This is a genomic window from Sphingomonas sp. J315 (assembly GCF_024666595.1).
Classification (GTDB): domain Bacteria; phylum Pseudomonadota; class Alphaproteobacteria; order Sphingomonadales; family Sphingomonadaceae; genus Sphingomonas.
On the sequence record NZ_CP088296.1, the window covers coordinates 3,242,560 to 3,267,018 of the forward strand.

The window sequence follows — 24,459 nt, forward strand, 5'->3', positions numbered from 1 at the left end:
GCGCAGGCAAGAGGGCCATGCGCGCCGTTATCTTCGATATCGGCAACGTCCTCTTCACCTGGCATCCGCGCTATCTTTACGAGCGCCTGATCGGAGACGATCGGGCGCTCGAAGCGTTTGTGCGCGACGTCGTCACGCTCGACTGGCATTTCCAGCATGATGCGGGGCGCAATTTCGCAGACACCGCGGCCGAACTGACCGCGCTGTTTCCGCAGCACGCCGAACTGATCGCCGCCTGGGGCCCGCGCTTCAACGAAAGCGTCGGCGGGCCGGTACCGGGAATGCACGAACTGGCTGCAGAGCTTGACGTGGCGGGCGTGCCGCTGTTCGCGATCACCAATTTCAGCCACGAATTCTGGCCGCCCTTCCGTGCGGAATGGCCGCAGCTGTTCGATCGCTTCCGCGATGTGGTTGTCTCGGGCGAAGAGAAGCTGGTAAAGCCCGATCCCGCAATCTACCACCTCGCGCTCGCCCGCTTCGGGCTCGAGCCGGGCGAGGCTGTGTTCATCGACGACAATGCCGCCAATGTGGCGGGGGCAGAGGCGCTCGGAATCCGGTCGGTGTTGTTCACCGACGTGACGGACGCCCGGCGCGAACTGATCGGCGCCGGGCTGCTGAGCGCTTAGCTCCGCCCCTTAAGCTCGTCCCCGACCAAAGTCACCACGTGCAGCACGTTGGTCGAACCCGGCGTGCCGAACGGGACGCCGGCGCACACCACGACGCGGTCGCCCCCCTTGGCGATACCGTGGCGCATCGCCATGCGCTTCGCCTTGGCGACCATGTCCTCGAACGAATCGACATCGCGGGTGTGGACTGCGTGGGTACCCCACAGGAGGCCCATGCGGCGTGCAGTCTCGGCCTTCGGCGTCAGCACCAGGATCGGCACCGACGGGCGCTCGCGGGCGATGCGGCGGGCGGTGGATCCTGACATGGTGAAGCAGATGATCGCGCTGGCCGACACGTTCGCCGCGATCGACTTGGCGGCCTCCGCCAGCGCGTCGGCGGTGGTGGGATCGGGCTTCATCACGGTGAAGTGGACGCGGTCGCCATGCGCCGGGTCACGCTCCACCGAATCGGCGATGGCGTCCATCATCGTGACCGACTCGATCGGCCACTGACCGGCCGCGCTCTCCGCCGACAGCATGATCGCATCGGCGCCGTCATAGACTGCGGTCGCAACGTCCGAGACCTCTGCGCGCGTGGGGGATGGCGAGGTGATCATCGATTCGAGCATCTGCGTCGCCACGATCACCGGGCGGCCCATGCGGCGCGAGGTTTCGACGATCCGCTTCTGCATCGGCGGCAGGTTCTGCGGCGGCAGTTCGACGCCCAGGTCGCCGCGCGCGACCATCACGCCGTCGCACGCCTCGACGATTTCGTCGAGCCGCGCGACCGCGCTCGGTTTCTCGATCTTGGCGAGCAGGGCAGGGCCGTCGCGCCCGATCAGGCGGCGCGCCTCGGCCAGATCCTCGGGCCGCTGGACGAATGACAGCGCGATCCAGTCAACCTTCTGCTCGACCGCAAAGGCAAGGTCGCTGCGGTCCTTTTCGGTGAGGGCGGCGAGCGGCAGGACCATGTCGGGGACGTTCAGCCCTTTTGAGTTCGACAGCGTGCCGCCAACTTCGACCCGCGTGTCGATCCAGCCGTCGCCATAGCCGATCACGCGCAGCACCATTTTCCCGTCGTCGAGCAGCAGGCGCGCACCTTCGGTCACCGCCTCGAAAATCTCGCGATGAGGCAGTTCCACGCGGGTTGCGTCACCCGGTGTCTTGTCACGGTCGAGGCGGAAGGTTGCACCCGTCTCCAGCATCACCTTGCCTTCGGCGAACTTGCCGACGCGCAGCTTCGGCCCCTGAAGATCGGCGAGGATCGTGGTCGGGCGGCCGGTTGATTTTTCCAGCGCGCGGATCGCCTGGATTACCGGCACCTTCGATTCCTGATCACCATGGCTCATGTTGATGCGAAAGGCATCGGCACCGGCGGCGTGAAGCGCGGCGATCATTTCCGGCGTGTTGCTGGCGGGGCCGAGCGTCGCCAGGACGCGCACCTTGCGTGACCGCGGTGCCATTGCCTTCGTCATCGCCGAATTCTCCATCCCTTGTCTGTGCCGGTCCCTAACGCCAAATGCGCACTATTCAACTGCGGAGGCGCAATCGTGACAACGTTAGACAATATCGACGACCGCATTGCCGCACAGGCCTTTCGCAAGCTGGTCCGCCATCTGCGCCACCGCACCGACGCCGAGAATATCGAACTGATGGGCCTTGCGGGCTTTTGCCGCAACTGCCTTGCCGACTGGGTGAGCGAGGCGAGCGGCGGCGAGCTCGACCGCGAAGCTGCGCGTGAGGCGGTGTACGGCATGCCCTATGCGACGTGGAAAGCGCAGCATCAGAGCGAGGCAACCCCTGAGCAGATCGCCCGGATGGAGGCGAGCGTCGCGCGCAACAAGCAGGAAGCCGAACTGGACGCGGAACTCAACGACAGCTTCCCGGCCAGCGATCCGCCCTCGATCACGATGCGCGGAGGCTAGTCAGTATCCCATGTTACCGCCTAGGCTGCGGTAAACAGGGAGAGACTGATGCACCGAATCGCCGCCGCCACGCTTGCGCTGCTCGTCGCCACGCCGCTTGCAGCCCAGACCGCAGCTCCAGCGAAGGTCCAGTATATCCACGCCGGCACACTGCTCGCCAAACCCGGCGAAGCCCCGCGCGGGGCGAGCACGATCGTGGTGCGCGACGGCAAGGTGGTCGAGATCCGCGACGGCTTCGTCGCGCCGGAGGGCGGGGCCGAGCTTATCGACCTCAAGGACCGCTATGTCCTGCCCGGTCTGATCGACATGCATGTCCATTTCTATTCCTCGGGCTATCCGCTCCAGTCGCGGATGGAGGGCAATACCAAGGATCTGGAGGACCAGTTCGTCGGTGCGGCTGGGCGTGCGCGCGCAACGCTGGAGGCCGGGTTTACCACCGTCCGGGACCTGGGCGGCGAGGCGCGCGGGGTGCGTGCGCTGCGCGACGCGATCAACCGCGGTGAGCTGGCCGGGCCGACGATCATCAATGCCGGGCGGATGATCTCGGTCCATGCCGGGCATGGTGACGCCAATGGCCTGAATCGCGAAGTTGCGCATCTCGAGCGCGAGGAAGCGAACCATCTGTGCAACGGCGCCGACGATTGCCGCCGCGCGACCCGCGACCAGATCTTCACCGGGGCGGAGGTGATCAAGTTCGCCGCCTCGGGCGGGGTCGGATCGAACATCGCGGGCGGGCTGGAGGCGCAGATGACCTTCGACGAGATGAAGGCGATCGTCGACACCGCGCACGCATTCGGCCGCAAGGTCACTGCCCACGCGCACGGCAAGTCGGGGATCGACATGGCGATCCGCGCGGGCGTCGATCCGATCGAGCATGGCAGCTTCATCGACGATGAGACGGTGAAGCTGTTCAAGGACAAGGGCGTCTATCTGGTGCCCACCATCCACGCCTTTGAAAGCGTGATCCGTCAGGCGCGCGCGGGCGAACGCCCTCCGGCCAGCGCGGCGAAGGCGGAGGAAGTGTCGAAGGTGGTCAAGCAGAGCCACCGACGAGCGATCGCGGGCGGGGTCAAGATCGCGTTCGGCACCGATTCCGGCGTCGGCCCGCACGGCACCAACGCTCTCGAATTCACGTACATGAACCAGGTCGGGCTGGCCCCGGTCGCGGCGATCCGCGCGGCGACTGTCGATGCCGCTGCGGCGTTGGGGCAGAGCAACCGCATCGGTGCGCTCGCCCCGGGCATGGACGCTGACATCATCGCGGTCGCCAGCGACCCTGTCGCCGATCTGCGCCAGATGGAAAAGGTCCAGTTCGTGATGCGGCGCGGCGTGGTGTTCAAGGCAAACGGGAAGCGGACGGCGTTCCCGGGAGAGTAAGGCTCAGCCCGAACAGGCGGGGCAGCCGGGGTCCTTGGGCAAGGTCAGCGTACGGAAGCGGAGTGCCAGCGTGTCGGCGAGCAGAAGCTTGCCCGCGCTGTCCTCCCCAAACGGATGGATCGCGCGGATCACCTCCAGTGCCGCGAGGCTGCCCATGATCCCGGTCAGCGCGCCGAGCACGCCCTGTTCGGCGCAGTTGATCCCTGCCGTTTCCGGATCGGCGCCGACGAAGCAGCGATAGCAGGGCTTGTCCGCCTCCCAGCCGCGGAACACGCCGAGTTGTCCCTCGAACCGCCCGACGGCGGCGCTGACCAGCGGCACGCGGTGGCGGAGCGCCGCGTCGGTGACGAGCAGGCGCGTCTCGAAATTGTCGGTGCCGTCGAGGACAACGTCGCTGCCAAAGATATGCTTGTCGACATTCCCGCCTTCGAGGCGGAGTTGCCAGGCACGTATCTCGACATGCGGGTTGATCGCCTTGGCACGTGCCACCGCCGCGACCGCCTTGGGTTGGCCAGCATCTTCCGTCCCAAAAATCGTCTGTCGCTGCAGGTTGGACAGGTCCACGCGATCGTCATCGATCACTGCAATCTGCCCGATCCCCGCTGCCGCCAGATACTGGATCGCCGGCGATCCGATCCCGCCGGCCCCCACTACCAGCACCCGCGCCGCCTTCAGCTCCGCTTGGCCCGCGCCGCCGATTTCGGGCAGCACGATATGGCGGGCATAGCGTTCGAGTTCGGCGTCGGAAAAACTCATTGCCGCCAGGCGAAGGTCACCGTCGCGCGGTACCATGCGGTGCCGGGCGCGGCGGTGCGCTGGGTCAGGTTGTTGCGGGAGAAGCCCGCGACCAGTCCCGCGGCATATTGCTCGATCGTCGGACAGCCGATCGCGCGCGGCACGGTGGTGCGCACGCCTTCCTCATCGACCAGTACCGCTACCTCGACCCGTACCGCAGGGCGGCCATCGACCAGTCGGCGCGCGCGACATTTGCGTGCGCGCACCTGTCCGCGCGCCCAGTCATGCATCGCCGGGGTCATGTTTGGCGGTTCGCGATAGGGCACGGCCGGCAGGCTCTCCCAGTCGATCGTCGCCGGCGCGGGTGCGGCCTGCGTCGCCGTGGGATCGCCCTGCGCGCCGGCGAGCGCGAGAAGTGCGGGGAGGATCACCGACCCGTCGATCCAAATCCGCCGCCGCCCCGTGCGGTCTCGTCGAGGCTCGCGACCTCATCGAACGTCGCGCGCTGGACCGGGGCGGGGACAAGCTGTGCGATGCGCTCGCCGCGCACCACGGCAAAGGGCTGATCGCCGAGATTGGCGAGGATCACCTTCACCTCGCCGCGATAATCCTCGTCGATCGTGCCGGGCGTGTTGAGGCAGGTGATGCCGTGCTTGAGCGCGAGGCCGGAGCGCGGACGAACCTGCACCTCGAACCCCGGCGGGATCGCGATGGCGAACCCGGTGGCGACCGCGTGGCGCGCACCTGGGGCGAGGACCAGATCCTCCGCCGCGACGACGTCCATACCTGCGGCACCGGTGGTGGCATAAGCGGGCAGGGGCAGACCCTCGCCATGGGTCAGGCGCATCAGGCGAATCGTGATCGGTGCGGACATCAGTTGCGCCTCGGCAATGCGGCGGCGAGGCGGCGGGCAGCCTCGATCACCTGCGGGTCGTCAAGCACCGGGGCGGTGCGGTCCGGAATGATGCGGAAATCGGTGGCGATGCCGCGCAGGCTCAGCGCCTCGGCATAGCTGCGCGAGAAGCGCGCTGGGACGCGCGTGTCGGCACCACCGATCAGGATTGCGGCGCGCAGTCCCGGCTGGATTCCGCCCGCGGTCTGCAACGGGTCAAGGCTGACCAACTTTTCCTTCCAGCGCGCTTCGCTCGGCTCAAGCCCCGCGCGGTATTTTCGCCACTCGGGCAAGGCGCAGGGGCAGGAGACCAGGACGATTCCGTCGACCAGCCCTGGCCGCAGTCCCGCAAGGTTCGCGACCACGATCGCACCGCCTGCTTCGCCGATCGCGACCACACGCGCACGGCGATAGCGGTTGCGCAGTGCGGCGATCGTGTCGCCGACAGCGGCGATCCGCTCCGCACTATAGTCGTCGGTGCTGCTCGCGCCGCGCGTGCCGGGTGACTGGCCGCCTGCGCCGTCGGAATAGCCGGGGCGCAGGAGCCGGACGACAGCGCTGCCCGGCTCGGTCGCCGCCAGCGTCCGGGCAAAGCCGTCGGTGTTGATCGCCGTTCGCACGCCATCGCCATGGACAACGACATACAGCGTCGGTGCCATGCCCGGCTTCGCGCCATAGCCTTGAGTGAACAGCTTCGGCGCAGCGGGCGTGCTCGCGCGGTCAGCGGCGCAGCCCGCGATCAGCAGCGGCAGCAGGGCAAGCGACAGGTTAAAGCGCATCGGCGATCCGCTCCGCCAGCCGTCGCGCCACATCGGCCTTTGCAAGTCGTTCCCAGCTTTCGACGCCCGACGCCGTGACAAGATGTACAAGATTGGCATCGCCCCCCATCACATCGCCCGAAACATCATTGGCGACAATCCAGTCTGCGCCCTTCCGCGCGCGTTTAGCGACCGCATGTTCGACCACCCGTTCGGTTTCGGCGGCGAAACCGATCAGCAGGCTCGGGCGGCGGTCGCTCTTGGCCAGCCCTGCAAGAATGTCGGGGTTCTCGACCAGCGCCAGCGCCGGGGCGGCTTCGCCCTTCTTGATCTTCTGCTCGGCCGCATCGCCCGCGCGCCAGTCGGCCACGGCGGCGACCATCACTGCGGCATCAACGGGCAGCACAGCGTCGACTGCCGCCGCCATTTGCTGTGCGGTCTCGACATCGACGCGGTCCACGTCCGCCGGGGTGGGGAGCATCACCGGGCCGGACACCAAGGTCACCCGAGCGCCCAGCGCCGCGAGCGCTCCGGCAATCGCGAAGCCCTGTTTCCCCGACGACCGGTTGGCGATGTAGCGAACCGGATCGATCGGCTCATGCGTCGGCCCTGCGGTGACCAAGATATGCTTGCCCTTGAGACGCCCGGAGGACGGTGCGAGCGCGTTCTCGATCGCGCGCAGTATCGCTTCGGGCTCGGGCAGGCGGCCGGGGCCGAACTCGCCACACGCCATCGGGCCCTCATCGGGCCCCAGCACGGTCACGCCGTCGTCCCGCAATGTCGCGACATTGCGGCGGGTCGCGGCGTGCTGCCACATCCGCACATTCATCGCGGGCGCGGCGAGCACCGGCTTGTCGGTGGCGAGCAGCAAAGTGGTGGCGAGATCGTCGGCGATGCCCGCCGCCATCTTCGCCATCAGGTCGGCGGTGGCAGGGGCCACCACCACGAGATCGGCGGCGCGGCTGAGCTGGATATGCCCCATCTCCGCCTCGTCCTTGAGGTCCCACAGCGTGGTATAGACCTGGTTCTCGGACAGGGCGGCGAGCGTCATCGGCGTCACGAAATGCTGACCACCCGCAGTGACGACGCAGGTAACCGAATGTCCCGCCTTACGGATCAGCCGGACCAGCTCGCACGCCTTGTACGCCGCAATGCCGCCGCCGACGATGAGGAGAATGCGCTTCATCACGAAACCTTTGTCACGATGACCCGCCGCCTGTCGAGGGCACGGACCCACAGGTCGCGCAGCCCGTCGGGGGCGAATGCCAGGCCGATCAGGAAAGCGGGAGCGATGATCAGCCCCCAGTAGAAGGTGTCGAGCCGCGCGAACAGGCTGATGACCAGCGCATAGGCGCTAAAGGTGGCGAGCGCGCGCAACGCCAGCGGATCGCGCCAGCTCGCCCAGCCGACCAATGCCAGTGCGACGAGGATCGCGGCGAGCGCGGGGGGGGAGCAGTTGCACCCCCGTCGCCAACGTCATCGCCCGAACGAACAGGCCAAAGCCGTTGAGCCCTGCCCAGCCCGGCGAGGCAGCATCGAGCGGCCCGGTGACGCCGTGGACCGCCACCGCATGCGCGATCAATGCCACCGTGAACAACCCGAGCGCTGCGGCCCACCCCGCTGCCTCGCGCTTGTGTCCCTCGGCAAAGGCGAGCGCGGCCATCACCACAACATAAAGCGCCGCCGTCTCGCGGATCAGCATCGCCAGCGCGCCGATCGCCGCCGCCTCGACCCAGCGGCCGGGGCGGCGCAGCGCGAGGCTGAGCGCGACGAGAAGCCCCGCCCAAATCTCGTGAAACGCGACCAGTGCGGACTGGACAAAGGCCAACATCCCCGCGGCAAGCAGCCCCAAAGCCACCGCGCGCGCGGGCCAGCGCGGCAGGGCTTCGGCGATGCGGCGATACCAGCTCCACGCGGTCGCGGCGGCGAGCGCATAGAGCAAAGCGATGATCGCGAGCGCGGGCAATGCGCCCTGCACCACCGCCAGTCCCGGCATGCGAAAGGTCAGGAACGGCCGCAGCGGATAGCTGCCCGCGCGCAACGCATCGGCGGCGGAGCGGTAATAATCCTCGCCATGCGCCACCGCCGCGACGATCGATTCATACAGCGCGACATCGCCCTGCCGGTCGGCTCCCGCCCCGGTCGCGCCGGGGGCGGGTACCGGCACGAACAGCACGGTGAGCGCGCCAAGGATCAGCAACGCGACGCCCGCCGCAACCAGCCGCGCCCGCGCTACCGGCAAAGCGGCGAAGCGGCTGGGGGTGGAGAGCCAGAGCGGGGCGCGGGTCATGCGGTCTCCCTAGCGGGCCGGGTGACTTTTGTCAGGCAAACAGCAATGTCGCCGCGACGCCTGCCCCCGCCGCGAGCAGCGCGACCACGCCGTACCGCCAGCCGCCGCCGACCCGCACCACCTCGATCTCGCGCAGCGGTGGGGCAGGGGGCGCGCCGCCCGGGTCGGGGAAGTGGCGTTCGATATTGCGGATCAGCTTGGGCAGCCGCGCGAGCGTCTTCAAATCCTCCGAAATCCGGTCGGCAAGGAATGCTTCCGGCCCCAATTCGGTGCGGATCCATTCGCGCACGAACGGTGCGGCGCTGTCCCATAGATTGATGTCGGGGTGGATGCGGGTTGCGACGCCCTCGACCATCACCATCGTCTTTTGCAGCAACAGCAAATGCGGCTGGGTCTGCATGTCGAAATCGCGGGTGATGTTGAACAGGCTGTCGAGCATCATGCCGACGCTCATGTCCTTGACCGGCAGCCCGCGCATCGGCTCGCCCACCGCGCGCAGCGCGGTCGCGAACTCGGCGACATTGTGGTGCGCGGGGACATAGCCCGCCTCGAAATGAATCTCCGCGACCCGGCGGTAATTGCCGGTGATCAGGCCGTAGAGGATCTCCGCCAGCCACACCCGCGCGCGCCGGTCGATCCGCCCCATGATGCCGAAATCGATCGCCGCGATCCGGTCGCCGGGCAGGGCGAACAGATTGCCCTGATGCATGTCGGCGTGGAAGAACCCCTCCGAAATCGCCTGGCGCAGGAATGCGCGGACCAATGTGTTCGCCAGCCGCTCGGTATCGTGTCCCGCCGCGATCAGCGCGTCGCGGTCGGACAGCTTGATGCCGTCGATCCACTCCAGCGTCATCACCCGCCCGGTGGTGCGCTGCCAGTCGATCGCGGGAACGGTGAAGTCGGGCTCCGCCTCCATCGATTCGGACAGTTCCGACGCTGACGCCGCCTCGCGCCGCAGGTCCAACTCGCGCGCCGTCCAGCGCTTGAAGGTTTCGATGACGAGACGCGGGCGCAGCCGCGCGGCTTCACCGCCCATGCCCTCGACCTGAGCTGCGGCCCATTCATAGGTCTCGATTGCGCGTGCGAACTCGCCTTCGATGCCCGGCCGCAGCACCTTCACCGCGACCTGGTGGCCGTCGGTGGTGATCGCGCGATGGACCTGCGCGATCGACGCGGCGCCGATCGGCACTTCCTCGATGGACGCGAACAGGTCGGTGATCGGGCGACCAAAGCTCGCCTCCATCGCCGCGCGGATGACCGCAAAGGGGACGGGGGGCAGGGCGTCCTGCAGGCGCAGCAGGTCATGCGCCGCCGCCTCGCCGATTAGATCGGGCCGGGTGGCGAGCGTCTGGCCGAGCTTGATCGCCGCCGGGCCGATCGCCTGCAGTGCATCGGCATAGCGCGGCACTTCGGGAACGCGCGCGCCGAACCGGGCGATGCGCGCCATGCGGCGCACCGGGCGTGGCGTATTGCGGTCGCGCTCGATCCCGCGCAGCGCGCCGTGACGCGCCAGCGTGCGGCCCCACTTGAGGAGGCGCCACAGATGAACGACGGGAGCGGTCAAATCTTCCAGCCGCTATGAATGGCGACCAGCCCGCCCAGCATCGGTTCGACCCGCGTCTGCACGAAGCCGGCGTCTTTGATCATCTGCTCGAACGTCGGCATGTCGGGGAATCGCCGGATCGATTCGACCAGGTAGCGATAGCTGTCGGCATCGCCCGCGAGCAACTCGCCGAGCTTCGGCACCAGATGGTGCGAATAGGCGTTGTACACGTCCGCAAACCCGGGCCACAGCGTGGTCGAGAATTCGAGCACGAAGAACCGCCCGCCCCGGCGCAGCACGCGACGCGCCTCGCGCAGCGCGGCGGGGATGTCGGTCACGTTCCGAATCCCGAACGCGATCGTGTAGGCGTCGAAGAAGCGGTCGGGCCATTGCAGTGTCTCGGCATTCGCCTCGCTCCACACCAGTCCGTCGATGCCGCGCTTGGCCGCGCGGTCGATGCCGACCGCCAGCATGTCCGGGTTGATGTCGGCGACGGTCACCGCCGCGCCATGTTCGGCCATGCGGAACGCGATGTCGCCGGTGCCGCCGGCCATGTCGAGGATCGCCTCGCCCTCGCGCGGCTTTACGCGGCGGACGAATACGTCCTTCCAGATGCGGTGCAGCCCGCCCGACATCGCGTCGTTCATGATGTCGTAGCGCGACGCCACGCTGGAGAACACGCCGCCGACGCGGCGGGTCTTCTCGTCGGGCGCAACCTCTTCATAGCCAAAGGAGACGGTGTCGGTCATGGCCAAGCCCTTAGCCGCCCTTGTGGGCGCGGCAAAGCCCGCTTAGCTGGACAAAATGCCCGAGCTTCCCGAAGTCGAAACCACCGTTCGCGGCCTGACTCCCGCATTGCAGGGGCAGCGGATTGCGCGCGTCCAACTGCGACGCCCCGATCTGCGCCGTCCGATGCCGGTCGATCTGGGCCAGCGGCTGACCGGCGCGACCGTCACGGCACTCGGGCGGCGTGCCAAATACGGCCTGATCGACACCGATCGCGGCGACACGATGATCTTCCACCTCGGCATGTCCGGGCGCTGGCGAATCGATCCCGCGGAGTTGCTGACCCACGACCATTTGCTGATCGAGACAGAGGCGGGACGTCGGCTGGCGCTCAACGACGCGCGGCGATTCGGGTCAGTCGATCTGGTCGAGACGGCAGATGTCGGCGCGTGGCCGCCCTTTGCCGCACTGGGGCCGGAGCCGCTCGGGCCGCACTTCACCGCCGATCATCTGCTTCAGGCGCTTGCAGGGCGCACCGCGTCGATCAAGCTGCTGCTCCTCGACCAGCGCATCGTCGCCGGGCTGGGCAATATCTATGTGTGCGAGGCGCTGCACGATTCGCGCATCTCGCCCAGGCGCAGCGGCGGATCGCTGACCCGGCCTCAGCTTCAGCGGCTGGTCGGTGCGGTTCACGCGGTACTCAGATCGGCGATCGCGGCGGGTGGATCGACCCTGCGCGATTATGCCCAGCCGGACGGCGAGCTTGGCTATTTCTCGAAGCAGTTCAACGTGTATGGCCGTGAGGGCGAGCCATGCGCGTGCGGCGGCACCGTCGCGCGGTATGCCGAGGGCGGACGTTCGACCTTCTGGTGTCCGAAATGCCAGAAATAGGAGGAGGTCGCGGGGCGTTCCAGCCCGTTACCGGTTGACCGAATCGTCCACCGCCGCTAAGGGGCGCGCTTTCCCGAGGCGTGGGACGGAAATCCGCGCCTCTTTTCGCATTGAAAACAGGAACGAAGATTCATGGCGAACACGCCGCAAGCCAAGAAGCGCATCCGCCGCAACGCCAACCGCGCCGAAGTAAACGGTGCCCGCGTCGGCCGCATCCGCACCTTCATCAAGAAGGTCGAAAGCGCGCTGACCAGCGGCGACAAGGCCGCGGCGGAAACCGCGCTCAAGGCGATGCAGCCGGAGCTGGCACGTGGCGTGGCCAAGGGCGTGGTTCACAAGAACACCGCTTCGCGGAAGTTCTCGCGCCTGACCAAGCGTCTCGCCGCACTCGGCTGAGCCCTCGGGCAGCATGAAGTGATCGCCCTGCCGGCCCCGTGCCGGCGGGGTTTTTCTTTTGTCACCAGACCAATTTCATACGCACCGCACGCAGAATCGCGGAATTGCAACGAGTCGCGGTGTCACGGCGATGTAACGATTCAAAAAAACCGCAGTAAAACAGCATGTTAAAACTGAAATAACGCATTTCCGGGGCTGACAGTGAGTCAACCCTACTTATTTCAGATTCTTTACATGCCCCCCTCTTGATCGACTCAGAAATGCGTCCCTAAAACGGACTTCCACCGCGGCGTTCACGTCGGTGGAATCAGCTTAGGCGCCAACCAAGTGCGGATGTGATTCCGGCTGCGGGAGGCTGTTGCCTGAGCGAGATGCGTGCGGGGTGAACCTTGCGCGCGCGGGGGGATGGCATGTGCGCGGCGCGCACCTGCAGGTGTTGGCAATTGAGGGGCAGCGACGAACTATGGATCAAGCCAAGGCCTGGACACGCGTGCGCGGCAATCTGCGGCTTTCCGCAGGCCAACGATTGTTCGACCAGTGGCTGAAGCCGATCGTCCTGATTCCCGGCGACGACGCAGAGACGGTCCGGCTCGGCCTTCCGTCCGCGTTCATGACCAACTGGGTCAAGAATCACTACGCCGACCGTCTGATGATGGAATTCCGCGCGCAGCTTCCGGGCGTGCGCACGGTTTCGATCGAGACGGTCGATGCGCGTTCGAATCGCGAACTCGCCGCAGCGGCCCCGGTGGCTGAAGCGGCGGTGCCCGCCACGCCCTCGGCCCAGGCCGGAGCGGGCGGTCAAGCGATCGGGCGTCCCAATCTCGATTCGCGCTTCACCTTCGATCGGTTCGTCGTCGACACGACCAACCGCGTCGCGTTCAACGCCGCCAAGGCGCTGGCCGAGCCGGGCAAGCCGCGCTTCAGCCCGCTCTACCTTCACAGTAACACCGGCCAGGGCAAGACGCACCTGATGCATGCGATCGGCCATGCGTTTCTCGACGCCTGCCCCGATGCGTCCGCGATCTACATGCCCGCCGAGCGCTTCATGTTCGAATTCGTCCGTGCGGTACGTGAGCGCGACACCTATGCCTTCAAGGCGCGACTGCGCGGCGTCGATCTGCTGATGATCGACGATCTACAGTTCATCGCGGGCAAGGAATCGACCCAGGAGGAATTCTTCCACACAGTCGACGAATTCATGCGTGAGGGCAAAAGGCTGGTGATCGCCGCCGACCGCAGCCCGCTGGCGCTCGAGGGGATCGAAACCCGTCTTGCCTCGCGCCTCGGGTCGGGCCTCGCCGCCGATATCAAGCCCGCCGAGCTGGGCCTGCGCCGCACGATCCTCGACCGCAAGCTGGAAGACATGGCGGGCGCAACGGTGCCGTCCGAGGTGCTTGACCTGCTCGCAGCGCGGATCAGCTCGTCGGTGCGTGAGCTGGAAGGTGCGCTCAACCGCCTCGTCGCCTATGCGCAGCTCAACAGCGAGGTCGTGACGATCGCGTTCGCCGAGAGCGTGCTGGGCGAAGCGCTGCGCGGCAGCCAGCGCCGCGTCACGATCGACGAGATCCAGAAGGCAGTGTCGTCCCATTTCGACGTCAAGCAGCTCGACCTGGTGTCACAGCGCCGCGCGGTGGCGATCGCGCGCCCGCGCCAGATCGCCATGTATCTGGCCAAGCGCCTGACCACACGCTCGCTTCCCGAAATCGGCCGCAAGTTCGGCAACCGCGACCATTCGACCGTCATCCACGCCGTCCGCCGCATCGAGGAACTGCGCGGCACCGACAGCGAAATCGACGGCGCAGTACGCAGCCTGATGCGGCAGCTAGAGGCTTGAAGCTCAGCGTCCCCGTCCTGGGGACGCCGGGGTGGGGGGTAATCCCCCCCGGAACATCTACCCTCCACCCCAAGCTTTGTCGCCGATGGCGAGGCGGGAGCGTGGGTGCCGTATGCTGACGATTCTAGCGCGGCAATTCATCCAGAAACGCCGCGACGTCCGCCAGATCGACCTGCTTGTCGAGATAGGTCTGCCCGATCCCGCGCGCGAGCAGGAAGGGCAGGGTGCCGGCGTCCATCTTCTTGTCGTGCAGCATATGGCCGACCAACGTCTCGCCCGATGCGGTGATCCCGGCACTGGCCAGATCGTGCGGCATGTTCATTTCCCGCAGATGCGCAGCGACCCGTTCGGCGTCCTGCCCCGGACACAGGCCGCGCCGCGCCGAATAGGCAAAGGCCAGCGCCATGCCTGCCGCGACACCCTCGCCATGCAGCAGCGCGTCCGAAAAGCCGGTCTCGGCCTCCAGCGCATGGCCGAACGTATGGCCGAGGTTGAGCAACGCGCGCACGCCCGACGTCTCGCGCTCGTCCGCCGCCACGATCCGCGCCTTGGCGGCCACCGAATGCGCTATGGCATATTCGCGCGCCGCCGGATCGCCGGACAGCAAGGTCGCGCCATTGGCCTCGCACCATTCGAAGAACGCGAAATCGTCGATCAGCCCGTATTTCACGACCTCGGCATAGCCCGCGCGCAGGTCGCGTAACGGCAGCGTGTCGAGCAGATCGGGGTCGATCAGTACCAGCGACGGTTGGTGGAACGCGCCGATCAGATTCTTGCCTGCACGGCTGTTGATCGCGGTCTTGCCGCCGACCGAGCTGTCGACCTGCGCCAGCAAGGTCGTCGGGATCTGCACGAACTTGCAGCCGCGCTTCAGGATCGATGTAGCGAAACCGACCAGGTCGCCGATCACCCCGCCACCGAACGCGACGACATGATCGCCCCGCTCGATCCCGCGCTCCAGCAGTCCGTCGGTCAGCGCTTCGAGCTGCGCCCAGCTCTTGGTCGCCTCGCCGGCGGGCAGGACGATGATGTCACTCGTCAGACCGCCATTGTGCAGCAACGCCGAAAGGCGCGCGGCGTGCGGCGCGACATTGGCGTCGGTCACGATGACGAACGGGCGACCCCGTGACAGCAGAGCGAGCTGTTCGGCGGCCTGCGTCAGCAGCCCGCTGGCGATCCGAACCTCATAGCTGCGCGCACCCAGCGCGACCGGAACGATCTTCATCGGCCCAGTTCCGCCAGAATTGCGGACACGGTTGCCTCATGCGGCGCCGCCTTGCTCACCACATGGATCGGGGCGAGCGCATAGATCGGGTTGCGGATGGCGGCGAGTTCGGTGAGCACCTGTAACGGATCCTTTCCGCGCAGCAGCGGGCGATGGTCGCGCTTGGCGACCCGCTCCGCCAAGACCTTGGGGGCGGCGTCCAGCCAGATCGCGGTTGCCTGGTCAAGGATCAGCGCGCGGGTTTCGTCATTGAGGAACGCGCCGCCGCCGGTCGCGATAACCTTGGGTTCGCCATCGATCAGCCGCGCGATCACGCGCCGCTCGCCGTCGCGGAAGTGCGGTTCGCCGAATCGCTCGAAGATTTCCGCGACGGTCATTCCCGCCGCTGTCTCGATCTCTGCATCGGCGTCGACAAAGGGGAGTTTGAGCCGTTGGGCGAGGCGGCGGCCCACCGTGGTCTTGCCCACGCCCATCAGTCCGATCAGCACGATCGGGCGGGTCAGCGGCTCGGTGGGCGACGGACGGGTTTGCAGCATGGTCGCGGGGGCTATACAGCGAGCATCGCGCTCGGGCAAAAGGCCCGTCGCCTGCATATAGAACCGCTTTGAGGGGGTCGATGTCCCGTTCGCTCATCATTGTCATCATTGTCGCTATCCTGTTGATCGGAGGACTGTTTTTCCTCGCCGGGCGCGATACGGAGAAACAGCCGGTGCGCGTCGAGAAGGTCGTCCCGCTTGACAATCTCTCGAACTAAGACCGCGCTCGCCGCGGTTCTGGTGGTCGCTGCCGGCGTCGGAATTCCCGCGCTGGGGCAGGATCGACCCGAATCGCTGCTACCCCCCGGCTTCGACGATCCGGTTCCGGCACCCGCGCCTGCGCCTGCGCCCGCCCCCCGCACCGGCCCCGGCACCCGCCACCGGGCCGACGACCGCGCCACGCACGGATGCGGTCGCTGCGCCTGCGGGTGAGGCCGGCAACGGTACGGCTGCCGCCGGCGGGGTCGCGCCTGAGGCGACCGGTGAGATCGATTACGCAACGATCGCGCGTTACGAGCTTCCCGATTTCGCCAAGCGCTCGCTGGCACAGGTCGGGCCGTCTTCGCCCGCGAGTGATGGACTGTCCGTCACCGCATTCGGCACTGCCGATGGCGGCTTCCTCCAGACACTGATGCGCCGCACCGATGCGCCGGTCGCGTCGCGCTGGCTGTCGATTGCGCTGCGCCGCGCACTGCTGTCGCGCGTGAATACGCCACGCGGCCTCAACGGGGCAGATTTCGCGGCCGAGCGTGCCTGGCTGCTGATCCGCATGGGGGAGGCGGATGCCGCCCGTGCGCTGGTCCAGTCGGTCGATGTCGCCAACTATACGCCCAAGATGTTCCAGGTGGCGATGCAGGCGATGCTCGCCACCGCCGATCCGGGCGGCATGTGCCCGATGGTCAGACCCGCGCTGGACTCCGCGCCCGACCGCAACTGGCGGCTGGTCGAGGCAATTTGCGCTGGTCTCGACGGCGATCCCAGCAAGGCGGGCCCGCTGATCGACGCGAGCCGCCGCCGCATGGGTACCTCGGTCGATGTGCTGCTCGCCGAGAAACTCGTCGGCATGGGCGTGTCCGGCCGCCGCGCGGTGACGATCGAGTGGGATGCGGTCGACCGGATCAGTGCGTGGCGCTGGGGCCTCGCGGTCGCGTCGGACACCGATGTTCCCGAACGGCTCTATGGCACCGCCGGGCCGCAGCTGCGTTACTGGCGCGCGACCGCGCCGATGCTCGGTCTGCGCGACCGTGCCGCTGCGGCCGAAGCGGCGGCGAGCCAGGGCGTGTTCTCGAGCCAGGCGTTGACCGACCTCTATGGGGAGATCGAGGCGCAGGAAGATGCGTCGATCGCCGAGGTCGCGGTCGCGCGCGACCTGCGCGCCGCCTTCACCGCCGCCACTGCCGCCGACCGCGTCGAGCGGATGCGGCAGCTTTGGGACGAGGCACAGGGGCCGCGCGCCACTTATAGCCGGTTGATCCTCACCGCCCGCGCCGCCGCGCGCCTGACCCCGTCCGCCGAGCATAGCGCCGACGCCGATCGCCTGATCGCATCCATGCTAAGCGCGGGACTCGACCGTGCCGCATTGCGCTGGAAGGAAATCGCTCCGCGCGGCAGCGATGGCTGGGGCATGCTGCTGCTCGCGGAGCCGGGGCGCGCGGTCGCGGTCGACGATGTCGAGGCGTATCGCAACAGGGTCGACTCCACCAATGGCGCGATGCTGATCGCCGCGATGGCTGGCATGGGCCGCATCCCGACGGGAGACGGCGAGCGGCTGATGCGTGCATCGGGCGTCGAGTTCGGTGCCGCAAACGCATGGACCCGGGCCATTGCGCAGGCAGCGGATGCGAACCAGCCAGGCACGGTGGTGCTGCTCGCCGCGGTGGGGATGCAGAGCCGCGTGTGGGAAGGGGTCTCGCCCGAGGCGTTGTACCACATCACCCGCGCGCTGACCCAGGTCGGGCTCGACGGCTATGCGCGGATGATCGCCGTCGAGGCGATCATCCGGCTTTGAACGCGATCCGCCCCGGGGACGACCCGGCGCTGATCGAGCGCTTTCTGGAGATGCTGGCGGCCGAAGCCGGGGCCTCGGCCAACACCATTGCGGCCTATGGCACCGATTTGCGGTTGGCGTCGGAGGCGCTCGACGGTGGGCTGGCGTCGGCGGATCGCGCGGCGATCGAGCGGCTGGCGGAAGAGTGGCGCGACCTTGCCCGCGCCACGGTGGCGCGCAAATCCGCCGCGCTGCGCCGCTTCTACGGCTTCCTGCTCGACGAAAAGCTGCGCGCCGACGATCCGGGCAGCGCGCTGCCCCGGCCCGGAACCGGGCGCGGTCTCCCGAAAACCCTGTCCAGCGCCGATGTCGAAGCGATCTTCGCGGCGATTCAGGCGCGGATCGATCGCGTGCCGCCCGATCCCCGCGACCTGCGTATGCTCGCGCTGATCGAGCTTCTCTACGGATCGGGACTGCGTGCGAGCGAGCTGGTGTCGCTTCCGCGCGGCGCGGTTCAGCCCGACAAGCCCTATCTGATCTTGCGCGGCAAGGGCGGGAAGGAGCGGCTGGTCCGCGCTCTCGGATCGCGCCCGCGCGGCAGTGGCGGCGTGGCGCGACCATGTCGATCCGGCGCGGCCCTGGCTGTTCCCTTCAGGCAAGGGGCATTTGAGCCGAATCCGCCTCTACCAGATGGTGCGGGAGATCGCGGGCATGGCGGGCATCCCGCCCGACCGGATCAGCCCCCACGTCCTGCGCCACGCCTTTGCCACGCATCTGCTGGAGGGCGGGGCCGATCTGCGCGCGCTGCAGGCGATGCTGGGCCATGCCGATATCGCGACCACCGAAATCTACACCCATGTCGACAGCGCCCGGCTGGTGAGCTTGGTCAACGAACGCCACCCGCTTGCCGATGCCCGCCGCGTTGACGCGAAGCGCGACCGGGAATAGTGCCGCGTCGATGGCTAGTTTTCTTGAATTCGAAAAGCCGATCGCGGAGCTTCAGGCCCGGATCGACGAATTGCGCGACGCGGCGGCGGGCGGCGAGGTGGATATCGAGGCCGAGGTCGCCAAGCTCCAGACCAAATCCGACCGCTTCCTCAAGGACGCCTATGCCAAGCTGACCCCGTGGCAGAAGACGCTCGTCGCGCGCCACCCGGAGCGCCCGCACTTCAAGCACTATGTCGCGCGGCTGATCACCGACTTCATGCCGCTGGGCGGGGACCGCGCCTTCGCCGACGATCAGGCGATTCAGGGCGGGCTGGGCCGGTTCCGTGGCCAGCGCGTGATGGTGATCGGCCATGAAAAGGGCGACGACACCACCAGCCGCCTGCGCCACAATTTCGGAATGGGCAAGCCCGAGGGCTATCGCAAGGCGATCCGGCTGGTCGAGCTTGCCGACAAGTTCGGCATCCCCGTAGTAACGCTGGTCGATACGTCCGGCGCATTCCCCGGAATGGAGGCGGAAGAACGCGGGCAGGCCGAGGCGATCGCCCGTTCCACCGAGGCATGCCTAAATCTCGGCGTGCCGATGGTCGCCTCGATCCTGGGTGAGGGCGGTTCGGGCGGCGCAGTCGCGCTCGCAGCGGGCAACCGCGTGCTGATGATGGAACACGCCGTCTATTCGGTGATCTCGCCCGAGGGCTGCGCGTCGATCCTGTGGCGCACCGCCGACAAGGCCGCCGACGCAGCCGAGGCGATGAAGGTCACCGCACAGCACCTCAAGGAACTGGGCGTGATCGACACGATCGTGACCGAGCCGCTGGGCGGCGCGCACCGCGATCACGCAGCAGCGATCGACTCGCTGGGCGACGCAATCGAGTCGGCGCTCGAGGAGTTGTCGGGCCAGAGCGCCACCGCGCTGCGTCAGGGTCGTCGCGCCAAGTTCCTGGCGATGGGCCGGGCGTAACCTTCGGCTTGCGGCACCGGCCCGCTCCACCACCCGGCCTCCCGCCGACAGTTATTTTGGGTGGCCGGGCGGGGGAGCGGGCCGGTGCCGCGCTGGCGCAGCCAGCCTACAAACAAAGGGCGGCGGACCTGTTGGTCCGCCGCCCCCTGTTCAGTCGTTTCGAGACGAAGGGTCTTACGACGCCTTCATGTTCGACGAAACGTTGGTGAAGGTCGTCTTGAGCTGGTTGCCCAGGCCCTGCATCGCGGCAATCGCGGCGACGGCGATCAGAGCGGCGATCAGGCCGTACTCAATGGCGGTCGCGCCCTTCTTGTTGCCGAAAATCTTGCGGATCGTGTTCATACCGGTCTCCATCCTGTTCGAAGCTTCAGTTTTCCCGGCTGCCCCCGGAGAGCCCGGTTTCAGCGACCTCGAAATTAAGTGACGGAAGTTAACAAAGGCCTTAGGCCGCACGGCGTGGACGCCGAAAAGATCAGCCGGGGTTCTGGACCTTGTTGCTGACATTGTTCCACATGCCGGTGGTACCGCTGGCCAGCTCGCTCAGTGCGGCGATCATGACGAGGACGATCAGGGCGAGAATGAATCCATATTCGACCGCCGTCGCGCCGCGAGTGCAGCGCGATAGCCGGGTCAGCAATGAATTCACTGGACGCATCGTGCGACCTTCCCCTGTGGACGTAACGGAATCTACGGAAACAAGATTAACGAAATGCTGAAATCGGACGCTGGAGCATCGGGAAAGCCCATTTTGACCGTCGTGGCTGCAGCTATGCTGGATAGCGACAGCCGCGTGCTGGTGCAGCAGCGTCCACCGGGCACGTCGATGGCGGGACTATGGGAGTTTCCCGGCGGCAAGGTGGAGCCGGGCGAGCTGCCCGAATCCGCCCTGTGCCGCGAACTGCAAGAGGAACTCGGTATCTGCGTCGATCCAGCGCAGCTGGCACCCGCGACTTTCGCCAGCGAGTCGCTCGGCGAGCGGCACCTGCTCCTCCTTCTCTACACGCTGCGCGACTGGAGCGGGGTTCCTGCAGCGCATCACGCCACTGCGCTGCGCTGGGTTGCCCCGCTCGATCTGCACAGCCTCGACATGCCGCCTGCGGACAAGCCGCTGATCGACCTGCTCGCGGCGATCCTCTAGCCGGACGTCGTCGCCGCTTTCCCCATCGTGCGGCGATGGGTGAATCAGGTGTCGGTCGCGAGCGTGCGCTTCCAGTGGCCGGCCAGCCGGTCCTTGACTGCGAGCTTCAGCTTCTTGAGCCGCAGCAGGCGGAACCCGTCCGGATTGCGCCGCCGCGCCTCGCGCCGGATTTCCTCGTCCAGCTTCCGGTGAACAACGCTCAAACGGTACAACATGCCACTCATCATAATGCCTCCTGTCGATCTGCAATCGATCGGATGGCCGTCAGCGGGTGGAAGCGGTCGTAATAAGCCCAGCCTGCATCGGATCATCCGATGCGGTCCGACATCGCGATCTGCTCGATCGCCAGAGGGGCCCGGTCCGCACCCTCAGTATTGGATCGACCGGGCGTCGCGTCAAGAGATCAGGGTTTCGGGCGCAATGCGTCGGCGAGCGAGGCGCTGGCGGACCCGCGCCGCGCGGGCTTGGGCTGGCTGGGGTCGGGTGCCCAGCCTGTGACGAAAATTGCATCAAACCGCTCGCTGGTTCGCCCCTCACCATCGGCGCGCGCGGCAAATGCCTCGGCCGCCCGAGCGACAGTCGCGCGGGTCAGCGGCGCGGGATCGCGCAGCAGGCTGGCCGCCCCCATGCCGCGCAGATCGCGGACCAGATCGAACAGGCTGGCGTAGCGCACCTCCAGCGTCTCGACGTCGGCCACCGGCAGCGCAAAGCCCGCGCGCACGAGCAAATCGCCCGCCGCGCGCACATCGACCTGCGGATGCACCCGCGCTGCGGGTCGGTCCCCCTCGGCCTCCAGCATCACGCTGCGTAGCGTCGACAGCGTCGATCCGCCCAGGAACGCGCCCATGAACAGCCCGTCCGGGCGCAGCGAGCGGCGGATCAGCGCCAGCGCCCCGGGGAGATCGTTGACGCTGTCGAGCACCCCTGCCGATACGACCAGGTCATAGGCACCCTCGGGCGAATGCGGTCGATCCTCATCGGCCTGTACGCCGCCGGACAGTGCGGCAAAGCGTGCACCCGCATCGATGCGGGTGACCACAGCTCCGGGTGGCGGCACGAATGCGCCGTCGAAGCTGCCAAGGTCGAGCACGTCGCGAAACTCGCGCCGCACCGCGTCCAGCCGCTCGGCGATCCCGTCGAGCATCCATGCGCGGATGAAGTCGAACCCGGCAAAACCGGGAGCGGCGCGGTCGCGGCGCAGGCGGCGGCGGTTGCGGTCGAAAATCTCGGGCGGGGTCGGGGCAGGGGACACGGCGCGGCTTGTGCCGCGTCCCGCGCCGCGCGACAAGTGGCGCATGGGGCTGCGCGAACCGTTGCTCGACCTGATCGGCCTGGCGCTGCCCCCGCGCTGCCCGGGCTGCGGCGATGTGGTCGATGCCGATCATCGCTTCTGTGCAATCTGCTGGGGCGGCATGCGGCTGATCGCACCGCCCTGGTGTGCGACCTGCAACCTGCCGTTCGAGCATGACCGTGGCGCGGCGGCGCAATGCGGCGCATGCCTGTCCGACCCGCCGGTGCATGACGGGGTGCGCGCGGCGGTCGCCTATGGTCCGGCGGCGCGGCATCTCGCGCTGCGGCTCAAATATGGCGGGCGGACAGGCTTCGCGGTCACCGCCGCGCGCGCGATGACACGGCTGATGCCCGAGGATGCCGAACTGCTGGTGCCGGTACCGCTTCACCGCTGGCGCATCTGGGGACGTAGGTTCAATCAGGCGCTGCTGATCGCGCGCGCGCTGGGGAAGGACGCGAACGTCCCGGTTGCCCCCGACCTGCTTCGCCGCGTCAAGTCCACTCCCCTCCTGCGCGGTCTCGGCCCGCGCGGACGCGCCAAGGCGGTTGCGGGTGCCTTCGCGCTCGCCCCGGAAGCAAAGGACGCGATCCGCGGCAAGGCGGTCATCCTGGTTGACGACGTCCACACCAGCGGAGCCACGACCACTGCCTGCGCGCGCATCCTCAAGCGCGCCGGCGCGCACAGCGTGACGATCCTGTGCTGGGCGCGGGTGGTCGACGACGCGGACGCGGATTGACAAGCGGGGTCGCGAACCACAACTCGGAATCATCATGGCCAAGATCGAAATCTATACCAAGGCATTTTGCGGTTACTGCCACCGCGCCAAGGCGCTGCTCGACAGCAAGGGCGCGGACTATGAGGAGCTCGACCTCACAATGGGCGGGCCGAAGCGCGCCGAGATGATCCAGCGCGCCAATGGCGGCACCACCGTGCCCCAGATTTTCATCGACGACGTGCATATCGGCGGCTCGGACGATCTGATGGCGCTGGAGCGAGAGGGCAGGCTGGACGCGCTGCTCGGCACCTGATTGATGCGCGCCGCGATCCTTCAAATGACCAGCGGGATCGACCCGCTCGCCAATGCGCGCACGCTGACCGACGCGGTCGCAGCGGCGGCGGGGGAGGGCGCGGCGATGTTGTTCACCCCCCGAAATGTCGGGCCTGCTCGACCGGGATCGCAAGCGCGGCGCGGCCTCGATCATGGCGGAGACGGACGACCCCGTCCTCGCCGCCGTCCGCGACGCCGCGGCGCGACACGGCATCTGGGTTCATCTCGGTTCGCTCGCCCTGCGCGGCGAGGATGGCCGCTTCGTCAATCGCGGATTCGCGATCGACGCCAGCGGGACGATCCGCGCCTCCTACGACAAGCTGCATCTGTTCGATGTCGACCTCCCAACCGGCGAGCGCTGGCGCGAATCCGACGCCTATGTGCGGGGCGACCGCGCGGTCGTGGTGGACACGCCGCTCGGCCCGCTTGGCCTGTCGATCTGCTACGATATCCGTTTCCCCGACCTCTACCGCGCGCTCACCGATGCCGGGGCGACCCTGCTCGCCGTACCTGCCGCCTTCACCCGCCCGACCGGCGCCGCGCACTGGCATACATTGCTCCGCGCCCGCGCGATCGAAGCGGGGGTGCATGTCATCGCCGCAGCCCAGACCGGCACGCATGAGGACGGCCGCACCACTTTTGGTCACAGCCTCGCGATCGATCCCTGGGGCGAAGTGCTGCTCGACATGGGCGAACCGGCGGGCCTCGGCTTCGCGGAAATCGACCCTGCGCGCGTCACCGACGTGCGCAGCCGCGTCCCCGCGATCGACCATCGCCGCGCCACCCCGCCGGTGACCCGCGCATGATCGTCTTCGACCTGAAATGCGCCCGGACCCATGTGTTCGAGGCATGGTTCGGGTCGAGCGCCGATTATGAGGACCAGCGCACCCGCGGCCTGCTGTCGTGCCCGATCTGCGGCGACGCGCACATCGCCAAGGCGGTGATGGCCCCCAATGTCGCCGCCAAGGGCAACCGTGCCGCCGCTGCCCCTGCCGCGTCGCCCGACCCCAAGGCGCTGATGGCTGCGCTCGCCCAGGTCCAGGCGACGATGCTGGAGGGCTCGCAATGGGTCGGCATGTCCTTCGCCGACAAGGCGCGCGCGATGCACGCCGGCGAGGAAACCGTCGCCCCGATCCACGGCCAGGCCAGCCTTTCCGAGGCGAAGGCGCTGATCGACGACGGCGTCCCCGTCGCCCCGCTCCCGCTCCCGGTGATCCCGCCCGACCAGCGCAATTGACCCCGCCGCCCCGTGCTTCTAACCAGCCGCACGGCGTCCCGGTAGCTCAGCAGGATAGAGCAACGGTTTCCTAAACCGCAGGTCGGAGGTTCAGAATCCTCTCCGGGACACCAGGCGCT

The 24,459-nt window shown here is 67.7% G+C and carries 29 protein-coding genes, 1 tRNA gene and 2 pseudogenes; 16 read left to right on the forward strand and 16 right to left on the reverse strand.

Annotated features, from left to right (window positions below):
* The first annotated feature begins 17 nt into the window (after positions 1-17).
* The gene (locus tag LRS08_RS16540) at positions 18-626 is read left to right on the forward strand and encodes an HAD family hydrolase (protein WP_257846124.1); all 609 of its coding nucleotides are present in this window, start codon (positions 18-20) and stop codon (positions 624-626) included.
* On the opposite strand, the gene pyk is transcribed toward LRS08_RS16540, so the two are convergent.
* A complete protein-coding gene (gene pyk, locus LRS08_RS16545; RefSeq protein WP_257846123.1) occupies positions 623-2,080 on the reverse strand; it encodes a pyruvate kinase in 1,458 nt (485 codons plus the stop codon). The genes LRS08_RS16540 and pyk overlap by 4 nt on opposite strands.
* Before the next feature lie 75 nt (positions 2,081-2,155).
* On the opposite strand from pyk, the gene LRS08_RS16550 reads away from it, so the two are divergent.
* Positions 2,156-2,530: a DUF1244 domain-containing protein gene (locus LRS08_RS16550; protein WP_257846122.1), complete on the forward strand. Its 375-nt coding sequence runs from the start codon at positions 2,156-2,158 to the stop codon at positions 2,528-2,530.
* Between the two features lie 48 nt (positions 2,531-2,578).
* A complete protein-coding gene (locus LRS08_RS16555; RefSeq protein WP_260480986.1) occupies positions 2,579-3,907 on the forward strand; it encodes a metal-dependent hydrolase family protein in 1,329 nt (442 codons plus the stop codon).
* Between the two features lie 3 nt (positions 3,908-3,910).
* On the opposite strand, the gene LRS08_RS16560 is transcribed toward LRS08_RS16555, so the two are convergent.
* From LRS08_RS16560 to LRS08_RS16600, 9 genes are read right to left on the reverse strand one after another with little or no spacing between them, the layout of a single operon-like run.
* The gene (locus LRS08_RS16560; RefSeq protein ID WP_257846120.1) at positions 3,911-4,663 is read right to left on the reverse strand and encodes a molybdopterin-synthase adenylyltransferase MoeB; all 753 of its coding nucleotides are present in this window, start codon (positions 4,661-4,663) and stop codon (positions 3,911-3,913) included.
* The gene (locus LRS08_RS16565) at positions 4,660-5,073 is read right to left on the reverse strand and encodes a hypothetical protein (RefSeq protein ID WP_257846119.1); all 414 of its coding nucleotides are present in this window, start codon (positions 5,071-5,073) and stop codon (positions 4,660-4,662) included. Before LRS08_RS16565 ends, LRS08_RS16560 begins: the two co-directional genes overlap by 4 nt.
* Complete coding sequence (gene dut / locus LRS08_RS16570) at positions 5,070-5,516, reverse strand: dUTP diphosphatase (RefSeq protein WP_257846118.1); 447 nt, start codon at positions 5,514-5,516, stop codon at positions 5,070-5,072. Before dut ends, LRS08_RS16565 begins: the two co-directional genes overlap by 4 nt.
* Positions 5,516-6,313: a S9 family peptidase gene (locus tag LRS08_RS16575; protein ID WP_257846117.1), complete on the reverse strand. Its 798-nt coding sequence runs from the start codon at positions 6,311-6,313 to the stop codon at positions 5,516-5,518. The genes dut and LRS08_RS16575 overlap by 1 nt, the downstream gene beginning before the upstream one ends.
* Positions 6,303-7,478 (reverse strand): bifunctional phosphopantothenoylcysteine decarboxylase/phosphopantothenate--cysteine ligase CoaBC, encoded by a 1,176-nt coding sequence (coaBC, locus tag LRS08_RS16580; protein ID WP_257846116.1) that lies wholly within the window; start codon positions 7,476-7,478, stop codon positions 6,303-6,305. Before coaBC ends, LRS08_RS16575 begins: the two co-directional genes overlap by 11 nt.
* Positions 7,478-7,669: a hypothetical protein gene (locus LRS08_RS16585; protein WP_260480987.1), complete on the reverse strand. Its 192-nt coding sequence runs from the start codon at positions 7,667-7,669 to the stop codon at positions 7,478-7,480. The genes coaBC and LRS08_RS16585 overlap by 1 nt, the downstream gene beginning before the upstream one ends.
* Complete coding sequence (locus LRS08_RS16590; protein WP_260480988.1) at positions 7,647-8,582, reverse strand: hypothetical protein; 936 nt, start codon at positions 8,580-8,582, stop codon at positions 7,647-7,649. Before LRS08_RS16590 ends, LRS08_RS16585 begins: the two co-directional genes overlap by 23 nt.
* A 31-nt stretch (positions 8,583-8,613) precedes the next feature.
* Positions 8,614-10,146, reverse strand: a complete 1,533-nt coding sequence (gene ubiB / locus LRS08_RS16595; protein WP_257846114.1) for a 2-polyprenylphenol 6-hydroxylase — start codon at positions 10,144-10,146, stop codon at positions 8,614-8,616.
* Complete coding sequence (locus LRS08_RS16600; RefSeq protein ID WP_257846112.1) at positions 10,143-10,874, reverse strand: class I SAM-dependent methyltransferase; 732 nt, start codon at positions 10,872-10,874, stop codon at positions 10,143-10,145. The genes ubiB and LRS08_RS16600 overlap by 4 nt, the downstream gene beginning before the upstream one ends.
* Positions 10,875-10,929: 55 nt before the next feature.
* Here LRS08_RS16600 and mutM point away from each other — a divergent pair, with 55 nt between their 5' ends.
* The 3 genes from mutM (at position 10,930) to dnaA (ending at position 13,972) form a co-directional block, all read left to right on the forward strand.
* A complete protein-coding gene (mutM, locus tag LRS08_RS16605; RefSeq protein ID WP_260480989.1) occupies positions 10,930-11,742 on the forward strand; it encodes a bifunctional DNA-formamidopyrimidine glycosylase/DNA-(apurinic or apyrimidinic site) lyase in 813 nt (270 codons plus the stop codon).
* A 132-nt stretch (positions 11,743-11,874) separates the two neighbouring features.
* Positions 11,875-12,138: a 30S ribosomal protein S20 gene (rpsT, locus tag LRS08_RS16610; RefSeq protein ID WP_257846111.1), complete on the forward strand. Its 264-nt coding sequence runs from the start codon at positions 11,875-11,877 to the stop codon at positions 12,136-12,138.
* A gap of 463 nt (positions 12,139-12,601) precedes the next feature.
* Positions 12,602-13,972, forward strand: coding sequence for a chromosomal replication initiator protein DnaA (gene dnaA / locus LRS08_RS16615; RefSeq protein WP_260480990.1), 1,371 nt, complete (start codon positions 12,602-12,604; stop codon positions 13,970-13,972).
* Positions 13,973-14,096: 124 nt separating this feature from the next.
* On the opposite strand, the gene aroB is transcribed toward dnaA, so the two are convergent.
* Both aroB and LRS08_RS16625 read right to left on the reverse strand, forming a co-directional pair.
* Positions 14,097-15,197 carry a 3-dehydroquinate synthase gene (gene aroB, locus LRS08_RS16620; RefSeq protein ID WP_260480991.1) on the reverse strand — a complete coding sequence of 367 codons (1,101 nt, stop codon included), beginning with the start codon at positions 15,195-15,197 and terminating at the stop codon, positions 14,097-14,099.
* Entirely contained in the window at positions 15,194-15,733 is a 540-nt protein-coding gene (locus LRS08_RS16625; RefSeq protein WP_257846109.1) for a shikimate kinase, read from the reverse strand. The genes aroB and LRS08_RS16625 overlap by 4 nt, the downstream gene beginning before the upstream one ends.
* Before the next feature lie 80 nt (positions 15,734-15,813).
* On the opposite strand from LRS08_RS16625, the gene LRS08_RS16630 reads away from it, so the two are divergent.
* The 4 genes and pseudogenes from LRS08_RS16630 (at position 15,814) to LRS08_RS16645 (ending at position 19,626) form a co-directional block, all read left to right on the forward strand.
* The gene (locus LRS08_RS16630) at positions 15,814-15,951 is read left to right on the forward strand and encodes a hypothetical protein (RefSeq protein ID WP_257846108.1); all 138 of its coding nucleotides are present in this window, start codon (positions 15,814-15,816) and stop codon (positions 15,949-15,951) included.
* A 413-nt stretch (positions 15,952-16,364) separates the two neighbouring features.
* Positions 16,365-17,741, forward strand: a complete 1,377-nt coding sequence (locus tag LRS08_RS16635) for a hypothetical protein (protein ID WP_260480992.1) — start codon at positions 16,365-16,367, stop codon at positions 17,739-17,741.
* Between the two features lie 50 nt (positions 17,742-17,791).
* A pseudogene (locus tag LRS08_RS16640) lies at positions 17,792-18,668 on the forward strand (tyrosine-type recombinase/integrase).
* A gap of 10 nt (positions 18,669-18,678) precedes the next feature.
* Positions 18,679-19,626, forward strand: coding sequence for an acetyl-CoA carboxylase carboxyltransferase subunit alpha (locus LRS08_RS16645; protein WP_257846105.1), 948 nt, complete (start codon positions 18,679-18,681; stop codon positions 19,624-19,626).
* Positions 19,627-19,800: 174 nt separating this feature from the next.
* Here the strand turns inward: LRS08_RS16645 and LRS08_RS16650 are convergent, their stop codons facing one another.
* Both LRS08_RS16650 and LRS08_RS16655 read right to left on the reverse strand, forming a co-directional pair.
* Positions 19,801-19,968: a Flp family type IVb pilin gene (locus tag LRS08_RS16650; protein ID WP_066665303.1), complete on the reverse strand. Its 168-nt coding sequence runs from the start codon at positions 19,966-19,968 to the stop codon at positions 19,801-19,803.
* Between the two features lie 130 nt (positions 19,969-20,098).
* Complete coding sequence (locus LRS08_RS16655; RefSeq protein WP_257846104.1) at positions 20,099-20,281, reverse strand: Flp family type IVb pilin; 183 nt, start codon at positions 20,279-20,281, stop codon at positions 20,099-20,101.
* 54 nt (positions 20,282-20,335) lie between these two features.
* Between LRS08_RS16655 and LRS08_RS16660 the strand changes: the two genes are divergently transcribed.
* Entirely contained in the window at positions 20,336-20,764 is a 429-nt protein-coding gene (locus LRS08_RS16660; protein WP_257846103.1) for a (deoxy)nucleoside triphosphate pyrophosphohydrolase, read from the forward strand.
* A gap of 44 nt (positions 20,765-20,808) precedes the next feature.
* Here the strand turns inward: LRS08_RS16660 and LRS08_RS16665 are convergent, their stop codons facing one another.
* Both LRS08_RS16665 and LRS08_RS16670 read right to left on the reverse strand, forming a co-directional pair.
* The gene (locus LRS08_RS16665) at positions 20,809-20,979 is read right to left on the reverse strand and encodes a DUF465 domain-containing protein (RefSeq protein WP_374581654.1); all 171 of its coding nucleotides are present in this window, start codon (positions 20,977-20,979) and stop codon (positions 20,809-20,811) included.
* Between the two features lie 188 nt (positions 20,980-21,167).
* Positions 21,168-22,052 (reverse strand): methyltransferase domain-containing protein, encoded by an 885-nt coding sequence (locus tag LRS08_RS16670; protein ID WP_374581706.1) that lies wholly within the window; start codon positions 22,050-22,052, stop codon positions 21,168-21,170.
* Between the two features lie 7 nt (positions 22,053-22,059).
* On the opposite strand from LRS08_RS16670, the gene LRS08_RS16675 reads away from it, so the two are divergent.
* The 5 genes and pseudogenes from LRS08_RS16675 to LRS08_RS16695 all read left to right on the forward strand — a co-directional run bounded on the left by LRS08_RS16675 (position 22,060) and on the right by LRS08_RS16695 (position 24,453).
* On the forward strand, positions 22,060-22,791 hold the full coding sequence (locus tag LRS08_RS16675) for a ComF family protein (protein ID WP_260480993.1): 732 nt from the start codon (positions 22,060-22,062) through the stop codon (positions 22,789-22,791).
* Between the two features lie 34 nt (positions 22,792-22,825).
* Positions 22,826-23,083: a glutaredoxin 3 gene (gene grxC, locus LRS08_RS16680; RefSeq protein WP_257846100.1), complete on the forward strand. Its 258-nt coding sequence runs from the start codon at positions 22,826-22,828 to the stop codon at positions 23,081-23,083.
* A gap of 3 nt (positions 23,084-23,086) precedes the next feature.
* A pseudogene (locus LRS08_RS16685) lies at positions 23,087-23,909 on the forward strand (carbon-nitrogen hydrolase family protein).
* Positions 23,906-24,340: a DUF1178 family protein gene (locus LRS08_RS16690; protein WP_257846098.1), complete on the forward strand. Its 435-nt coding sequence runs from the start codon at positions 23,906-23,908 to the stop codon at positions 24,338-24,340. Before LRS08_RS16685 ends, LRS08_RS16690 begins: the two are co-directional and overlap by 4 nt.
* A 35-nt stretch (positions 24,341-24,375) precedes the next feature.
* Positions 24,376-24,453: transfer RNA gene (locus LRS08_RS16695), tRNA-Arg, on the forward strand.
* Positions 24,454-24,459 lie beyond the last annotated feature (6 nt).